Raw genomic sequence first — 15,785 nt, 5'->3', positions numbered from 1 at the left:
CGTATCGGCCGTCCATCCGCGGCAGCCTTCTTGCGCACGTCTGCAAGCCGCGCTGCCAAGGCCACCAGATCACCGCCACCAATCGTGTACCGGCTCAGCTTCTGTGAGCCCGGCAGCAACACGCCGAGCTTCCATTTCGCTTTGCTCAGTTCAAAAGCCAGGTAAACCGTGGCATGCTCCGCCGTGGCGGGTGCGTCAATGCGATCGAGCTTGATCATCTTGGTCCTCCGAGGCTGGGTGGTTTGCAATCCAATCCTAACCTCTCTTGACCACCCGCCGCCCCATAGGATCTGAGGAGGCGCGTCAGCGCCGTCTCGAAGGGCGAGGCGTGCGTTCAGCTCGCCACCTTAAGTGCAACGGCCTCTGCAAAGATGTTCGCAGAGGCCGTTCCCGGTTTCGTGGCGATGTCCTGCCGTGTCAGTTGCCGGCCGGGTATGCCGCCGGGGCGGCCTGCGCCCTGTTCAGGAGGATGCCGATGTCTTCGAGCTCCTGCACCGGCTCGTCGAGGCTTTCGCCCGCCGGGATGTTGAGGCGGTATCCGACGTAACGCCTTGCCACGATCGCGTCGAAGCCGAGGCGGTCGCGGAGCTTCTTGCGCAGCTTGCTGACGTGGCTCTCGATCACGCTTTCGTCGAAGGAGGACTCGAAGATGCCGTAGACCGCGTTGAAGATCTGCGTCTTGGTGATCCACTTGCCGTGGTTGGCCACCATATATTCGAGAATGCGCAGTTCGCGGCGGGGTAGGGTGAGGGCGTGGCCCGCGATTTCGGGATCACGGCCGTTGAAGAAGACTTGGATCCTGCTCTCGCAGGGCCTCGGCAGCTCGCCCACGCGGCGGCGCGCGATCGCGGCCGTTCGGGCGAGGATCTCGCGCAGGTGGATCGGCACGTGCACGACGTCGTCCACGCCCGATTCGAACAGCTCCAGCGTGTTCTTGAGCATCTTCTGGCCGCTCATGGCGATGATGGGAGCCGAGGAGCGCTTGCGCATCGCCCGCGGCAGGCTTCCGCGGGCATCGCAATCCCCGAGGAGAAAAGCGTCCACCGCCGCCAGATCGGATTCGCTCGCAGATTGCAGCCAGTCCCAGAATTCTCCGGAGGAGAAGCCGATCGACGATACGCCTTCGCGAACGAGCCCTCCGACATAGCTGTTCGCGACGCTCTCACGATCATCAACGATAATATACATCAGTCTTTCGCCCCTGTTTCGCACTCGTTGCGGCCGGTTGGTTGTTGTGATGCCCCGGCTCGGCAACGATGCTGTTTGACGACATTCCATCCCGCGAACCGTTGTTGTGGTTTCGATATTCGCGGGCAGCCCTACGCGTTCAGTGCCTGCGTTTCGCAGGCCTGTTACTTCAACTCGATACTGAAACGCTTACTGCGTGAGGCTCGGCGGGTGTCTAACTGATCACCTCGCGGAGCAGATTGAGAAACGACCTAGAACAGTTGCGCCAAGTTGCTCATCGCGTCCGAACACTGCTGAACCGTGTCGATCTCCTCGCCAACTGGCGAGAATCACTTGAGTAGAACCGTAACGATTGCCGATTTCCGATCAAGCGTGCGGAACAAAGCGATTGCTACACGCGCTTGATGCTGTTGATTCGTTGCGGGTTGTTTCTTGATGTATTCAATCGCATCAGTTGATTTTGATGCCGAACTAATTTTGCACCGTGCTGGTCGTATAGTTCCGCATCCCCGTACAATTACAGCCATTTCGGGTGGTGTTCCGGCGCACGCACATTGATGGGTTTTCAACCCGGGATTGACCCTGGAACCCGTTTTTTCACATGCGGCAGTTCGACTCACGTCTGCGCCGCGACTCCAGCTTGATGAAATCCGGCGAGTGTGTGTCTTTCGAGTCGCACTATCGCCACGTGTATGACGTGATCGACTCATCCGACGTCGCATTACACGCGATGAAGGGCTTACGACGCGCACGTTTCAGGCAAGCTTCGGCAAATAACGTCGTCGTTCGACAGACCGAACCGAACGGAGCATTTTCATATGTCGTCCGATGGACAAGCTCGTCCCAACGCGACCACGGATGCTTCCGCGGCGGCGAAGCCGGCGCCAAGCGATACAATGGACAACGCGGCGCGGACGACCAAGCCTGCCGCGAGCGCAAAGCGCGTATCGGCCGCGGCCAGCGACGAGGCTCTCGCAAAGGAGGCACTCGAGGGCTTGAAGCGCATCCGCGCCAAGGCGCGCCTCGACAAGATGGCAATCCCGAAACCCACGCCGGCTGTGATCAAGCCGGCCGTGATCGTGGCGAAGCCGCCACCGCCTCGTCCGACATGGGTCGTGCCGCTCGCAACTCTGGCGGTCGCTGCCATGCTGGTGGTCTGCGCCTGCACCGGCGTGATCGCCTATCTCACCACGCAGCCCGCGCCGAACAACGCTGCGGCCAATGCGGAGATCAGGAATCTGCGCGAGACCGTCGCGCAACTGCGCAAGCAGGTGTCGGGCGTGTCCGAAAATCTCGACGGCTTGCGCACCGCGGTCGATCAATCCAGCAAGGTCACGAACGATCGCTTCGGCAGGTTTGCGGAGAACCTGGACCGGATCGAGCGGGTGAGCTCGTCCTCCACGGTGAAGCTCGACAAGCTCGCTCAGGCGCAGGCCCAAGTCCAGGTCCAAGCTCCCGCGCCGGCGACGGTGCAGACGCAGCCGGTGTCACCGCAAGGACCGATGATGGCCGCGGTCGCCGCGCCCGAATTCACGGGATCGGTGCCTGCCGCCGAGCGTGCGTCGGCGCCGCGCAAGACGATCAAGGGCTGGGCTGTCCGCCAAGCCTATGAGGGAATCGTGATCCTGCAAGGGCCGAACGGCGTCGTCGAAGCCGTGCTGGGGCAACAGGTGCCCGGTCTTGGCCGCATCGAAGAGATCAGGAACGAAAACGGGCGCCTGGTGGTAGAATCCAGCGGCGGCGTCATCTATTCGTCGCGCAAGGCGACGCCCTGATCGAACCGCCTTCTATTGGCGGTGATGCTCGAAGCTGGTGCATAGCAGATCGACCTCCGCCTCCGCGATCGGCGCACGAAATAAGCGGCAGCTGAACTCGACCGTCGTCTTGCTGTCGGCACTGGCGCGATCCTCCCGCAGGAAGATGCAACGCTTGCAGACGTCGGTGTGGTGCCGCTGCTCGGCGGCATCCGAGTGGTCCAGAACGTGCCGGAACGTGTCGCGGAAGCGGATCTTGACCTCGTCGTCGAGAACGGCAATCGCCTCGACGAGGACGTTGACGGGATCGCGCACCAGGAACTTCTTGCCCTGCTGGGTCACGCTCAACGTCACCGACCGCTTGTCGGTGGCCGAGCGCTTCCGCTCGAGATAACCGAGCCGCTCGAGCTCGCCGATGATGAAAGAGGCGGTGCCGCGCGTGGTGCCGACGTAGCTCGCCAGCGCCGAGGGGGTTCGGGAAAACCGGTTGGCGCGGGAGAGGAAGCGCAGCGCCATCCACTCGCGGTCGCGCAAACCGTGCTTGGTGCCTTCGAACCACAGGATGCGTGCGGCCTGCTCCAGCAGTTCAATCGATTCACGAGCCAAATTCATTTCAGTTCCAGGTCGGATAAACTTTATTCAATTGGGCCTTGGGTAGCGCAATCGGGGCGGACGAGAACGAAGCCCGCTTGCGCTCGGTCGTCCGTTGCGGGCGAGTATCGGCGCGTCGCGGGAAGAAGCCTCTGCGTTTCCGAAGATGGAACTTCCGGCCTTGGAACTAGGGTGTCACAAAGAAAGACCGGGTAAATCGCGCGGCCCAGATATTCGGAAAATTTCAATCAAATGACGGCGGTTCGCACGTGAATTGGCGATGACAAGCGATGCGCGAGCAACATGATGCGTCACCGTCGTGACTGCGATTGCTATTTGTTGCGGCAGAGCCTGTCGGGCGTGCGCACAGGTGCATCCCTTGCAGCGCCCAGGAGGCCGGCCGGCGGGGAAAGGAACCGCTTCTTTCGGTTAATGGATGTTGCTGCCAACCCGTTGGGCCGAAGAGCCCGCTGCAGCTCGCGCCCGAGATGAAGGCGCCGGTGCTCGGCCACTATGGAGGCCTGGTTCAAGAAATACGGCGTGTTGAGCTGACGCTCAATCAAGCGGGCGGCCCAAGCGGCCGCCCTTTCTCTTTCAGGAGCGTGGCCGTCTCACTTCGTCATAGCGCCGTAGACGATGTCCTGGACCTGCTCGCGGTAATACTTCCTGAGCTCACCCGGTGCCGCCGTCCCCACCACCACGACGAGACGCTCCTTGGGATCGCAGAAGAACTGCGTCCCGTAGGCGCCGTTCCAGGTGAACTCGCCGGGATTGCCCGGGACCGACGACAATCCTTCGGCCGTCCGGACCGCCACCGAAAGGCCGAAGCCGAAGCCGCCGCGATGCGGCTCGACATTGGCGACGTTATTCTTGATCTCTGGGCCGAGATGGTTCGCCGTCATGTGATGGACGGTCTTCGGACCGAGGATGCGCTGCCCGTCGAGCTCGCCGCCGTTGAGCAGCATCTGTCCGAAGCGGATGTAGTCGCCGACCGTCGCGAACGAGCAGGCGCCGCCGCAGTCGAACTTGGTTGGGGTGTCCAGGAGCTTGATGGCCTGCGGCTTGCCCGTGAGCGGATCGTTCGCGAAGGGGCGGGCAAGGCGGGGGCGCTGCGCGTCGGTCGGATGGAAGGTCGCATCCTTCATGCCGAGCGGCTGCCAGACATTGGCCGCGAGATAGTCGCCGAGCTTCTGCTCGCTCACCTTCTCGATGACTGCACCGAGCACGTCGATCGAAAAGCCGTATTCGAACGCGGTCGACGGCTGGTGCGCGAGCGGCAGCTTGGTGATGCGATCGATAAAGGCCTGGGTGTCGCCTTCGATCGCCGGCGCAGTGCCATCGGGATATTGCCGCGCCACCGGGCTCGATGAGTCCGGGCGGCCGCCATACATCAACCCCGACGTATGCCGATAGAGATCGTGGATGAAGATCGGCGAGGCCTGCGGCTCGAGCTTGAGCGAGCCGTCGGCCTGGGCAACTGCGACCTTCATATCGGCAAAGCCCGGGTAGTAATCGGACAGTTTGGCCTGGAGTGGCAGCCGTCCCTGCTCCATCAGCGTCAGGCCGGCGACCGCTGCCATCGGCTTGGTCATCGAGGCCAGCGCGAAGATCGCATCGAGCGGCATCGGCGTGCTCTTTGCCGGATCGAGCAGGCCATAGGCCTTGTAATGGACGAGCTTGCCGTCACGGGCGATGGCGACCACTGCGCCGGGCACGCGCTTGGCCGCGATCTCGCGCCCGAAGAAATCATCGAGGCGTGCAAGGCTTTGCTTCGAAAATCCGACATCGTCAGGATTGGCTTCGGGCAACGGCGCGGCGCGCGCGGCGCCGAGCGTGACGACAGCAATAGTCGCCGCGATCATGGCGATCGTCTTGTTCATTTCCATCCTCCCAAGGGGCGAGCTCGCTGTGTGGTGACTCGCTCGAAGGCTAGATCACGACCGCGCCGGCAGGAAGTCAAGCGCGGGCGAGCCATGTCTGGGAGGCATCGGAGTGCAGGAACCCTAACGTCCTTCGCCTGCGCGCCAGAGAGCGTCGAGGCCATGCCGATAGGTGGGGCAGGCCAGCGTGACGCCGAGCTCGCGTTTCAGTTTCGCATTGGCGACACGGGCGCTGCTGGCATAGAAGCTGCGGGCCATCGCCGACATCTCGGCGGTGGCGAACGCTTCTTCGGGCGGCGGCGCCACGCCCATCAGCTGCGCGGCATAGGCGATCACGTCCTGCGGCGGCGCCGGCTCGTCGTCGCAGACGTTCCAAACGCCGCCGCCCTGGTGATGAACAGCGGCCATGATCGCGCTTGCGATATCGTCGACGTGGATGCGGTTGAAGACCTGTCCCGGCTTGATGATGCGCCTCGCCGTTCCCGCGCGCAGCGTCGCCAGCGCGTTGCGGCCGGGGCCGTAGATGCCGGCAAGCCTGAGGATCGCCGCATCGCCGCCTGTTGCATCCGTCCAGGCCTGCTCCGCCGCGATCCGCATGCGCGTGCGGTCGAGCATGGCCTGCGGCGGCGTGCTCTCGTCGACCCACGCTCCGCCGTGATCACCGTACACCCCGATGGTGGAGAGATAGACGACCTTGCGGCTCCTTCCCTTGAGCACGCCCTCGAACGTCACGATGGCTGGATCGCCGATGCTGCTGGGCGGGATCGACACCAGGAGGACATCGGCGTCGCGAACCCGTTCAACCGTCTCGCGCGACGGATCGCTGCCGGAAAACGGATGCACCTCGAGGCCGGCGAGATCGTTGCGCTGCGCGGGATCGCGCACGGTGCCGGCGACATGCGAGAAGCTGCCGCCGTGCTTGCGGACGAAGTGCCGGGCGCTGTAGCCGAGGCCGAGGATGAAAAGCCGCATGCGTCTCCCGTGCAGACGAAAGTTCCCGTTCGCGCCGTCGCGCGCCGTTCGCTCATAAGAGATTTTTGGGTCCGGCAAAAGATATTGCGATTTGTCTCGCCCTCCGGCTCGGTCGATGCTCGCTTCACGCAGCAACGGAAGGGAAGCATCCATCATGCAGGCCGAAGCGTTGGTTCAGTCGCCAGCGGACGCCCCCGAACTGATCCGGCGCGCCGCCGCGCTGATCTTCGACGTCGACGGCACCCTGGCCGAAACCGAGGAGCTGCATCGGCAGGCCTTCAATCTTGCCTTCGCCCGCCACGGTCTCGACTGGCAGTGGGACCGCGCCGTCTACAAGGACCTGCTGCGGGTGACGGGCGGCAAGGAACGCATCCGCGCCTACCACAAGAGGCTCGTGACTGCTCCGCCCTTGTCGGACACGGACATCGCAGAGCTTCACCGGATCAAGACCGCGCATTATGCCGAATTGGTCGAGGCCGGCCGCTGCCCCTTACGGCGGGGCGTGACGGATTTGCTCGCTGCGGCGAGGGCGAGGGGCCAGCGGCTTGCGATTGCAACCACCACCTCGCACGGCAATATCGATGCGCTGCTGTCGCAGGCGCTGGGCAAACGTTGGGCCGCGGATTTCGATGCGATCGTCGCCGGCGATGACGTCAGGCACAAGAAGCCGGCGCCGGACGTCTATCTCGAGATCCTGGCGCGGCTGAAGCTCGGGGCGTCCGACTGCGTTGCGATCGAGGATTCCGCCAACGGCCTGATTGCGGCCTCGCGTGCCGGCATCCCGGTTCTGATCACCCGCAGCATGTTCTTCGGGGACGACGACTTCACCGGCGCGCATATCGTGCTCGACGATCTGTCGGAACTTTCGGACCCGCCAAACAAAAAAGCTGAAAAACAACCCCATGCACAGTAGATCACGCTCCCGTGATCGCCGTGCTCAGTGGACGCGGTGACTGGCTCTATCGTCCTCAGCCTGCTCGACAATCTGTGCGATCGGGCTGGACTGATGGTGCACCAGGCGCCAGTCGTCGCCGACGCGGCGAAAATGGTTGGCCGCAGCCAGCGCGGTGCCGTCGACGATCTCGATGCAGAGCACGCGGGCGCTGTCGCCGTCGACGATGGCCTGCGGCTCGGCGCAGACGATCTGCGGCCGCTGCGGGTTTTGCAGGATGTCGCGCCAGCTTCCGATCACGGTGGCGCGCCCGATGATGGCCGGCCAGCCGGGATGGATGCAGGAGATGCCGTCGTCGTCCGCCCACATCCGTTCCATGCCGGCGAAGTCGCCGGTTGAAAACGCGGCGTAAAAGGCGGCGTTGGCGGCGATGACCTTGTTGTCGTTTCCCATCACTCTCGGGTGGGGCAAGGACAGGCAAAAATCAAGCGCAACTTCTGTCGATTTCGGCTGCAGTGCAGCATTCATGACGCTGCCGCGTCGTGGTCACGCCGAAACGTGCCTTGCCACGGCCCGCCGCGCGCCGTCAGCATAGAGGCGGCCGAGCGCCGCGGTGACGGCCTCGCGCAGGCGCGGCTCGGCGCCGATCGGGCCGAACACCTTCGCCACCCCGAGCAGTGCCGGCGCGAGGCGCTCGGCAACGGGACCCGCCTCGCGCGCCAGCGCGGCGAATTCGCCGGCGAGTGGATCGCGCACGTCGATTGGCCGTCCCTGCTCGTCGACGCCGCTGACGTAGCGCATCCAGCCGGCCACCGCGAGCGCATGCGTTGCGATCGGCAAGCCCTTCGCAAGGCGATCCTGCATCGCCCCAAGCAGTCGCTGCGGCAGCTTTTGCGAGCCGTCCATGGCGATCTGCCAGGTGCGGTGATGCAGCGCCGGATTGGAAAAGCGCTTGAGCAGGGAGGCGCGATAGGCGGCGAGATCCGTGCCTGACGGCATCATCAGCGTCACCGCGGCCTCTTCCATCACCTGTGCGGCGAGGCGTGCAAAATGCGGATCCTGCATGGTGTCGGCGATGGTCTCGTAGCCGGAGAGATAGCCGAGATAGGCCAGCGCGGAATGGCTGGCGTTGAGGAGCCGCAGCTTCATCAGCTCGAACGGCTTGACGTCAGTGACGAGCTCGACACCCGCTGCGGCAAGATCCGGCCGGCCCGCGGTGAAGCGGTCCTCGACCACCCATTGCGTGAACGGCTCGGTCATCACAGGCCAGGCGTCGCGCATGCCCAGCGCCGATGCGACCGCATCGCGGTCGGCATCCGTCGTCTCCGGCACGATGCGGTCGACCATGGTCGAGGGGAAGGCGACCGTCTCGGCGATCCACTTGCCGAGGTCTTTCGAGCGCAGCGCGGCGAACTGCGTCACGATCCGCTGTACGGTGTGGCCGTTGGCGGCGAGGTTGTCACAGCACAGCACGGTGAAGGGCGAAAGACCCTGGGCCCGCCGGCGCGCCAGCGCGGCGACGATGAAGCCCGGCGCCGAGCGCGGGGCATCGACATTGTTCAGGTCGTGCACGATGTCGGGATGCCGCTCATCGAGGTCGCCGGTCTGCGGCGTGTGGCAATAGCCCTTCTCGGTGACGGTCAGCGAAACGATGCGGGTGGTAGGATCGGCCATTCGCTCGACCAGGGCTGCCGGCTTCTCGCGTGCGACGACACTGTCGAGCAGGGCGCCGATCACCCGGTGCTCGGTACCCTCGGCGGCTCGCACAGCCACTGTGTAGAGATGGTCCTGCGGGGCGAGGGCGTCGCGCGTATCCGGGCTGCGCAGGCTCGCGCCGACGATGCCCCAGGACATGCTGCCGCTCGCAAGGCAATCGTCGATGACGACGGCCTGATGGGCACGATGAAAAGCCCCCAGGCCCAAATGTACGATGCCGGGCGTGACGCGCGATCGGTCATAGGCCGGACGGCGGATGCTTGGCACCAGCCGGTCGAGATTGGCGCGGCCAAGGCAACTGGAATCAAGGCGCAGCGAACTCTGGCGCATGGACGTCTCCCCTTTGCTTTGCCCGCTGCTTGACATGGCGTCAGTATCAGGTCAATGCTCTGGTCAATTGGTAAGACCAATTTTCCAAAATTGGCGGGCCGCGGGTCTGGACAGCCCCGCGCGACCCTTCAGGGAGGACCAGCGTGCCGCTGGAAGCTGTGGAGGCGAGACGGCTCTATCGCCAGGTCGCCGATCAATTGCGAAGCCTGATCGACAGCGGCGAGTACGCGGTCGGCAGCCGCTTGCCGACCGAACGCGAGCTCGCCGAACAGCTCAAGGTGTCGAGGCCCACGGTGCGCGAAGCCCTGATTGCGCTTGAGGTCGAGGGGCGGCTGCGCATCCGCGTCGGATCCGGTATTTATGTGATCGAGCCCGCCGCCGTGGCCGCGCCCACACAAGCTACCGTCATCGAAGGCCCGTTCGAGCTCTTGCGCGCCCGCGAATTCCTGGAGAGCGCCATCGCCGAGCAGGCTGCGCGCGTGGCGACGAACGATGACGTCGCCCGCATCGACGCCTCCCTGGTCGCGATGGAGAATGTCGAGCATCCCGGCGAAGCCTCGATGGTGCACGACCGCGCATTCCACGTCGCCATCGCCGGAAGCCTCGGCAATGCCGTTCTGGTGCGCGTGGTCGGCGAGCTGTTCGACCAACGTCTCAATCCCTATTTCGCGCAGCTTGCGCACTATTTCGAGAGCCCCGGCACGTGGCGCACGGCGCTCGACGAGCATCGCGCCGTGCGCGACGCGATCGCGGCCCATGATCCCGACGCTGCGCGCGAAGCCATGCGCGTTCATCTGGCGCGATCCCAGGAGCGCTTTGCGCAGAACTTTGGCGCCGAGAACGCCGCAGCAGCGTCCTCGGGGCGGAGCCGCACCGCGCGATCCGCGACGAAGCCGGCGGCACCAAAGCGACCTTCGAAGAAGCAGGCCAAAGAACGCGCCAAGGAGCGGGCCAGGGAACGGACCAAGACCGGCAGCTCGCGGCGGCGATGAGATTGAGCGGCTCGCATCCATGCCGGGGCGGGCGAACAAGAAGCAGACTTGAACGATGGAGGAAAAGTCGATGTTGAAGAAGATGACGATTGCAGCAGTGATTTCTGCCGCCACGCTATTGGCGACGACCAGCGCCAGCCTGGCGCAGACCAAGCTCAAATGGGCCCATGTCTACGAGACCTCGGAGCCGTTCCACACGGCGTCGGTCTGGGCCGCGCAGGAGATCGCCAAGCGTACCAACGGGCGCTACCAGATCGAGGTCTATCCGGCCTCCCAGCTCGGCAAGGAAGCCGATATCAACCAGGGCCTCTCGCTCGGCTCGGTCGACATCATCATCTCCGGCTCCAGCTTCGCGGCCAAGAGCTTCGCGCCGATCGGCGTGACCTATTATCCCTACACGTTCCGCGACGCCGATCATCTGCTCGCCTACACCAAGAGCGACATCTTCAAGGAGCTGGCCAAGGGCTATGAGGACAAGAGCGGCCACCACATCGTCGCGGTGACCTATTACGGCGTGCGCCAGACCTCGTCGAACAAGCCGATCAAGACCTGCGCCGACATGAAGGGCCTGAAGATGCGCGTGCCCGACGTGCCGGCCTATCTCGCCATGCCCCGCGCCTGCGGCGCCAACACCGCGCCGATCGCGTTCGCCGAAGTCTATCTCGCGCTCCAGAACGGCACCGTCGAGGCGCAGGAGAATCCGCTGACGACGATCGAGGCCAAGAAGTTCTATGAGGTGCAGAAGCACATCGTGCTGACCGGCCACATCGTCGACCACCTCAACACCGTGATCGCCGGCGCGCTCTGGAAAAAGCTGAGCGATGAAGACAAGAAGATCTTCACCGACGTGGCGCAGGAGGCTGCTGCCAAGGCGACGGGAGAGATCAAGCAGAACGAGGCCAAGCTGGTCGCCTTCTTCAAAGACAAGGGCCTGACCGTGACCGAGGTCGACAAGAACGAGTTCCGCGACACCGTGCTGAAGAACGTCGCGTTCGAGACGTTCGGCTATCGCAAGGCGGATTGGGAGAAGATCCAGGCGGTCAAGTAGTAGTGAGTCGTCATTCCGGGATGGTCCGAAGGACCAGACCCGGAATCTCGAGATTCCGGGTTCGACGCTCGCGCGTCGCCCCGGAATGACGTCAGGAGGAGTCCCCCATGTCCACCGCCGAAATCCACCGGCAGATCACCGCGGACGAGATCGCACACACCTTCGAGGAGGAGGCGACGCCGAAGGTCGATCTCGGCGTCTACGCGCTCGAGGACTGGGTGGCGCTGGCGATATTCTGGGTGATGGCGCTCGCCGTCTTCCTGCAGTTCTTCACCCGCTACGTGCTGAACGACAGTTACGCCTGGACCGAGGAGATCGCGACCTATTGCCTGATCGGCGTGGTCTTCATCGGCTCGTCGATGTGCGTACGGCTGTCGCGGCATATCCAGGTCGACCTCGTCTATCGCTACCTGCCGCATGCCGCAGGGCGTGTGCTGTCGACGGCGATTGACCTGATCCGGATCGCCTTCTTCGGCTACGCCATCAAGCTGGTCTGGGTCTACATTAAGATCATCGGCGACGAGCAGATGACCACGATCAATCTTCCCAAGGACTACGTCTATTACGCCGTACTGCTCGGCTTCGCGCTGATGTTCGCACGCGCCGTGCAGGTGGCAATCCAGAACTGGCGGCAGGGCTATTCGGTCCTCGAACGTCCCGGTGCCTACGACGGATCGGAAGGATAAGACCATGCTGCTGTTGCTCGGAGGCTTTCTCGTCCTGATGCTGCTCGGCGTTCCCGTGGCGATCGCCATGGCCGTGTCGTCGCTGCTCTACATCCTGGTCAGCGGCGTGACGCCCGACGTCACGCTGGCGCAGCGCATGATCGCCGGTGTCGAGAGCTTTCCCCTGCTCGCGGTGCCGTTCTTCATCCTGGCCGGCAATCTCATGAACATCGCCGGCGTGACCGGGCGCATCTACAAATTCGCGGTCGCCCTGGTGGGGTGGATGCGGGGCGGCCTCGGCCACGTCAACATCATCGGCTCGGTGATCTTCTCGGGCATGTCCGGCACTGCGATCGCGGATGCAGCCGGCCTCGGCACCATCGAGATCAAGGCGATGAAGGATCACGGCTACTCCACCGAGTTCTCGGTCGGCGTCACCGCGGCCTCGGCAACGCTCGGGCCGATCATCCCGCCGTCGCTGCCCTTCGTGATCTACGGCATGATGGCGAACGTCTCGATCGGCGCGCTGTTCCTTGGCGGCGTCATTCCCGGCGTCGTGCTGACGCTGTTCATGATGGTGACCGTCACCTATTTCGCGCACAAGAACAAATGGGGAAGCGATACGCCGTTCTCCTGGCCGCAGCTCGGCTCGGCCGGCCTCGAGATCCTGATCGTGCTGTCATTCCCGATGGCGATCTGGCTGATGGTGCTCGCCGGCCTCTCGGTCAACATGGCCGTCGTGATCGGCCTCGGTACGCTGCTCCTGATCGACTGGTATTTCGATTTCTCGGCGGTGATGGCGCTGATGGCGCCGGTGATCCTGATCGGCGGCATGACGCTGGGCTGGTTCACGCCGACGGAAGCTGCGGTCGCCGCGGTGATCTGGTCGCTGTTCCTCGGCCTCGTCCGCTACCGCACCATGACGTTCCAGACCGTCGCCAAGGCGACCTTCGACACCATCGAGACCACGGCTTCGGTGCTGTTCATCGTCACCGCCGCCTCGATCTTCGCCTGGCTGCTGACGGTGTCGCAGGCGGCGCAGATGCTCTCGGACTGGATGCTCAGCATCACCCACAACAAATGGGTGTTCCTGGCGCTCGCCAATGTTCTGATCCTGTTCGTGGGATGCTTCATCGACACCACGGCGGCGATCACCATCCTGGTGCCGATCCTGCTGCCGATCGTGCTCAAGCTCGGCATCGACCCGATCCATTTCGGCCTGATCATGACGCTGAACCTGATGATCGGGCTGTTGCATCCGCCGCTCGGCATGGTGCTGTTCGTGCTCGCCCGCGTCGCAAAACTCTCGGTCGAGCGCACGACGGTGGCGATCCTGCCCTGGCTGGTGCCGCTGCTGCTCGCGCTGATCGCGATCACCTACATTCCCGACCTGACCCTCTGGCTGCCAAAATACATGGGACTCTCCAAATGACCTCGACCGCTCTCGCCGCGACCCTGTTCGGCCCCGAAGACCTGCGCATGATCGAGCATCCGCTCGACAAGCTCGCGGATGGCATGGTCCGCATCCGCTTCGGTGCCGGCGGCATCTGCGGCTCGGACATGCACTATTTCCGCCATGCCCGCACCGGCGATTTCGTGGTGAAGTCGCCGCTGGTGCTCGGCCATGAGATCTCCGGCGAGGTCGTCGAGATCGCCGGCGCTGCGGCGAACCTGAAGGTCGGTGATCGCGTCGCCGTCAACCCCTCGCGCTGGTGCGGCCATTGCATCGCCTGCCGCGAGGGCCGGCCGAACCTGTGCGAGAACATCTATTTCATGGGCTCGGCTTCGAAGACGCCGCATATGCAGGGCGGCTTCGCCAATTATTTCGACGCGATCCCGGCGCAGTGCGTGAAGATTCCCGATCACGTCTCCTACCAGGCCGCGGCGCTCGCCGAGCCGCTCGCGGTCTGCCTGCACGCCGTGGCGCGCGCCGGCAAGATCGAGGGCAAGCGCGGCATCATCTTCGGCGCCGGCCCGATCGGGCTTTTGACCATGCTTGCGGCGCGCCGCGCCGGCATGGCTGACATCACCGTCGCCGACATCGCGCCGGCGCCGCTGGCCTTTGCGACCAAGCTCGGCGCCTCCCACGTCGAGAACGTGTCGGGCGGTGAAGAGGGCCTGAAGGCACAGGCTGCCGCGCGTCCTTACGACGTCGCCTTCGAGGTCTCGGGCACGGCGGCCGGCCTTGCCAGCGCGATCGGCATCGTCAGGCGCGGCGGTGTCGTGGTGCAGATCGGCAATCTGCCGGGCGGCCAGATCCCGACGCCGTCGAACGCGGTGATGGCCAAGGAGATCGACCTGCGCGGCTCGTTCCGGTTCGGCTTCGAGTTCATGAATGCGGTGGAACTGATCGGCAACGGCAGCGTCGACGTGCTGTCGCTGGTCACCGCCGAGCGGCCGCTCTCGACCGCGCCTGATGCGCTGCGGCTGGCGCTCGACCGCTCGCAGAGCGTCAAGGTCGTGCTGACCGCGAACTGATGGGAGGCAGCGTATGATGCTGGAGGGATGGCGCTGGTACGGGCCGGATGATCCGGTCTCGCTCGATGATGTCAGGCAGGCCGGGGCGAGCCAGATCGTCTCGGCGCTGCATCAGGTGCCGATCGGGGAGGCCTGGACGCGCAAGGCGGTCGAGGAGCGCAAGAACTTCATCGAGCACGGCCAGCCCGGCCGTTCGCAGCTGACCTGGTCGGTGGTGGAATCGATTCCGATCCCTGACGACGTCAAGCGGCTCGGCGGAAGGGCGACGAAATCGATCGAGGCGTGGATCGCGAGCCTGGAAGCGGTGGCCGCCTCTGGCATCAAGATCATCTGCTACAATTTCATGCCTGTCGTCGACTGGTGCCGCACCGACCTGGAATGGGAGCTGCCGAACGGCGCCCGTGCCATGCGCTTCGACCAGGACCGCTTTGCCGCGTTCGAGCTGCATATCCTGAAACGACCGGCTGCCGTGCAGGAATATTCGCCGGAAGCGCAGGCGCGCGCGAAAAAGCTGTTCGAGCAGATGAGCCAGGCGGATGTCGATTATCTCGTCATGGTCATCGCCAGTGCGCTGCCGGGCTCGACCACGGAGCCGATGACGATTCCGCAATTCCGCGATCGTCTCGAGACGTATCGCGACATCACGCCTGAGATCCTGCGGCAGCATCTCGCGGAATTCCTCGCGCGCGTGACGCCGGTGGCCGAGCAGCTCGGTGTCTCCTTGACGCTGCACCCCGACGACCCGCCGCGGCCGCTGTTCGGCCTGCCGCGCATCGCTTCCAGCGCCGACGATTATCAGGCGCTGTTCGATGCCGTGCCGTCCAAGGCCAATGGCATCTGCTTCTGCACCGGCTCGCTCGGCGTGCGCGCGGAGAACAATCTGCCTGAAATGGCGGAGCGCTTCGGCCCGCGCATTGCCTTCGCCCATCTGCGCGCGACCAAGCGCGAGGCCGACGGGCTGTCGTTCTACGAGTCCGATCATCTCGACGGCGACGTCGACATGATCGCGGTGCTCAAGGCGCTGCTCAAGGAAAACGCGCGGCGTTCGTCGGACAAGAGAATCGTGTTCCGCCCCGATCACGGCCACCGCATGTTAGATGATCTCGCCGCCACCAAGCGCACCAATCCCGGCTACACCGCGATCGGCCGCCTGCGCGGCCTCGCCGAGCTCCGGGGCGCGATCAGGGCGATCGAGCATCGGTAGAGACGACGACCTGTCCACCCGTCATTGCGAGCGTAGCGAAGCAATCCAGAATCCCTCTGCGGAAAGACTCTGGAT

14 protein-coding genes and 1 pseudogene are annotated in these 15,785 nt (G+C 64.3%); 8 read left to right on the top strand and 7 right to left on the bottom strand.

Annotated features, from left to right (window positions below):
* Both HZZ13_RS28615 and HZZ13_RS28610 read right to left on the bottom strand, forming a co-directional pair.
* Positions 1 to 218, bottom strand: a pseudogene (locus tag HZZ13_RS28615) (hypothetical protein); the annotation flags it as partial.
* 199 nt (positions 219 to 417) lie between these two features.
* Positions 418 to 1,188 (bottom strand): response regulator transcription factor, encoded by a 771-nt coding sequence (locus tag HZZ13_RS28610; RefSeq protein WP_197962860.1) that lies wholly within the window; start codon positions 1,186 to 1,188, stop codon positions 418 to 420.
* Positions 1,189 to 2,006: 818 nt separating this feature from the next.
* Between HZZ13_RS28610 and HZZ13_RS28605 the strand changes: the two genes are divergently transcribed.
* Positions 2,007 to 2,963 (top strand): hypothetical protein, encoded by a 957-nt coding sequence (locus HZZ13_RS28605; protein WP_197962859.1) that lies wholly within the window; start codon positions 2,007 to 2,009, stop codon positions 2,961 to 2,963.
* Positions 2,964 to 2,975: 12 nt separating this feature from the next.
* On the opposite strand, the gene HZZ13_RS28600 is transcribed toward HZZ13_RS28605, so the two are convergent.
* From HZZ13_RS28600 to HZZ13_RS28590, 3 genes are all read right to left on the bottom strand, one after another.
* Entirely contained in the window at positions 2,976 to 3,554 is a 579-nt protein-coding gene (locus HZZ13_RS28600) for a MarR family winged helix-turn-helix transcriptional regulator (protein ID WP_197948376.1), read from the bottom strand.
* Positions 3,555 to 4,144: 590 nt separating this feature from the next.
* Positions 4,145 to 5,413: a serine hydrolase domain-containing protein gene (locus HZZ13_RS28595; protein ID WP_197962858.1), complete on the bottom strand. Its 1,269-nt coding sequence runs from the start codon at positions 5,411 to 5,413 to the stop codon at positions 4,145 to 4,147.
* A gap of 123 nt (positions 5,414 to 5,536) precedes the next feature.
* The gene (locus tag HZZ13_RS28590) at positions 5,537 to 6,385 is read right to left on the bottom strand and encodes an SDR family oxidoreductase (RefSeq protein ID WP_197962857.1); all 849 of its coding nucleotides are present in this window, start codon (positions 6,383 to 6,385) and stop codon (positions 5,537 to 5,539) included.
* A gap of 154 nt (positions 6,386 to 6,539) precedes the next feature.
* Between HZZ13_RS28590 and HZZ13_RS28585 the strand changes: the two genes are divergently transcribed.
* On the top strand, positions 6,540 to 7,298 hold the full coding sequence (locus tag HZZ13_RS28585) for an HAD family hydrolase (protein WP_197962856.1): 759 nt from the start codon (positions 6,540 to 6,542) through the stop codon (positions 7,296 to 7,298).
* A gap of 24 nt (positions 7,299 to 7,322) precedes the next feature.
* Here the strand turns inward: HZZ13_RS28585 and HZZ13_RS28580 are convergent, their stop codons facing one another.
* Positions 7,323 to 7,730, bottom strand: coding sequence for a nuclear transport factor 2 family protein (locus HZZ13_RS28580; protein WP_197962855.1), 408 nt, complete (start codon positions 7,728 to 7,730; stop codon positions 7,323 to 7,325).
* Between the two features lie 93 nt (positions 7,731 to 7,823).
* Entirely contained in the window at positions 7,824 to 9,323 is a 1,500-nt protein-coding gene (locus HZZ13_RS28575) for a mannitol dehydrogenase family protein (RefSeq protein ID WP_197962854.1), read from the bottom strand.
* Between the two features lie 143 nt (positions 9,324 to 9,466).
* Between HZZ13_RS28575 and HZZ13_RS28570 the strand changes: the two genes are divergently transcribed.
* From HZZ13_RS28570 to uxuA, 6 genes are all read left to right on the top strand, one after another.
* Positions 9,467 to 10,315 (top strand): FadR/GntR family transcriptional regulator, encoded by an 849-nt coding sequence (locus HZZ13_RS28570; RefSeq protein WP_197962853.1) that lies wholly within the window; start codon positions 9,467 to 9,469, stop codon positions 10,313 to 10,315.
* Positions 10,316 to 10,385: 70 nt separating this feature from the next.
* Positions 10,386 to 11,363 (top strand): sialic acid TRAP transporter substrate-binding protein SiaP, encoded by a 978-nt coding sequence (locus HZZ13_RS28565; protein ID WP_197962852.1) that lies wholly within the window; start codon positions 10,386 to 10,388, stop codon positions 11,361 to 11,363.
* A 107-nt stretch (positions 11,364 to 11,470) separates the two neighbouring features.
* Positions 11,471 to 12,049 carry a TRAP transporter small permease gene (locus tag HZZ13_RS28560; RefSeq protein ID WP_197962851.1) on the top strand — a complete coding sequence of 193 codons (579 nt, stop codon included), beginning with the start codon at positions 11,471 to 11,473 and terminating at the stop codon, positions 12,047 to 12,049.
* A gap of 4 nt (positions 12,050 to 12,053) precedes the next feature.
* Complete coding sequence (locus HZZ13_RS28555) at positions 12,054 to 13,460, top strand: TRAP transporter large permease (RefSeq protein ID WP_197948384.1); 1,407 nt, start codon at positions 12,054 to 12,056, stop codon at positions 13,458 to 13,460.
* Entirely contained in the window at positions 13,457 to 14,506 is a 1,050-nt protein-coding gene (locus tag HZZ13_RS28550) for an L-idonate 5-dehydrogenase (RefSeq protein WP_197962850.1), read from the top strand. The genes HZZ13_RS28555 and HZZ13_RS28550 overlap by 4 nt, the downstream gene beginning before the upstream one ends.
* Positions 14,507 to 14,519: 13 nt before the next feature.
* Positions 14,520 to 15,710 carry a mannonate dehydratase gene (gene uxuA, locus HZZ13_RS28545; RefSeq protein WP_197962849.1) on the top strand — a complete coding sequence of 397 codons (1,191 nt, stop codon included), beginning with the start codon at positions 14,520 to 14,522 and terminating at the stop codon, positions 15,708 to 15,710.
* The last annotated feature ends 75 nt before the right edge of the window (positions 15,711 to 15,785 follow it).

It is taken from the genome of Bradyrhizobium agreste (genome assembly GCF_016031625.1).
In the GTDB taxonomy this organism is placed as follows: Bacteria; Pseudomonadota; Alphaproteobacteria; order Rhizobiales; family Xanthobacteraceae; genus Bradyrhizobium; species Bradyrhizobium agreste.
This window is presented reverse-complemented; position numbering and strand designations above follow the sequence as displayed.

Bases quoted from the DNA above. Each gene is read 5' to 3' on its own strand.
- HZZ13_RS28610 (WP_197962860.1), bottom strand. From the start codon at position 1,188: ATGTATATTATCGTTGATGATCGTGAGAGCGTCGCGAACAGCTATGTC.
- HZZ13_RS28605 (WP_197962859.1), top strand. From the start codon at position 2,007: ATGTCGTCCGATGGACAAGCTCGTCCCAACGCGACCACGGATGCTTCC.
- HZZ13_RS28600 (WP_197948376.1), bottom strand. From the start codon at position 3,554: ATGAATTTGGCTCGTGAATCGATTGAACTGCTGGAGCAGGCCGCACGC.
- HZZ13_RS28595 (WP_197962858.1), bottom strand. From the start codon at position 5,413: ATGAACAAGACGATCGCCATGATCGCGGCGACTATTGCTGTCGTCACG.
- HZZ13_RS28590 (WP_197962857.1), bottom strand. From the start codon at position 6,385: ATGCGGCTTTTCATCCTCGGCCTCGGCTACAGCGCCCGGCACTTCGTC.
- HZZ13_RS28585 (WP_197962856.1), top strand. From the start codon at position 6,540: ATGCAGGCCGAAGCGTTGGTTCAGTCGCCAGCGGACGCCCCCGAACTG.
- HZZ13_RS28580 (WP_197962855.1), bottom strand. From the start codon at position 7,730: ATGGGAAACGACAACAAGGTCATCGCCGCCAACGCCGCCTTTTACGCC.
- HZZ13_RS28575 (WP_197962854.1), bottom strand. From the start codon at position 9,323: ATGCGCCAGAGTTCGCTGCGCCTTGATTCCAGTTGCCTTGGCCGCGCC.
- HZZ13_RS28565 (WP_197962852.1), top strand. From the start codon at position 10,386: ATGTTGAAGAAGATGACGATTGCAGCAGTGATTTCTGCCGCCACGCTA.
- HZZ13_RS28560 (WP_197962851.1), top strand. From the start codon at position 11,471: ATGTCCACCGCCGAAATCCACCGGCAGATCACCGCGGACGAGATCGCA.
- HZZ13_RS28555 (WP_197948384.1), top strand. From the start codon at position 12,054: ATGCTGCTGTTGCTCGGAGGCTTTCTCGTCCTGATGCTGCTCGGCGTT.
- HZZ13_RS28550 (WP_197962850.1), top strand. From the start codon at position 13,457: ATGACCTCGACCGCTCTCGCCGCGACCCTGTTCGGCCCCGAAGACCTG.
- uxuA (WP_197962849.1), top strand. From the start codon at position 14,520: ATGATGCTGGAGGGATGGCGCTGGTACGGGCCGGATGATCCGGTCTCG.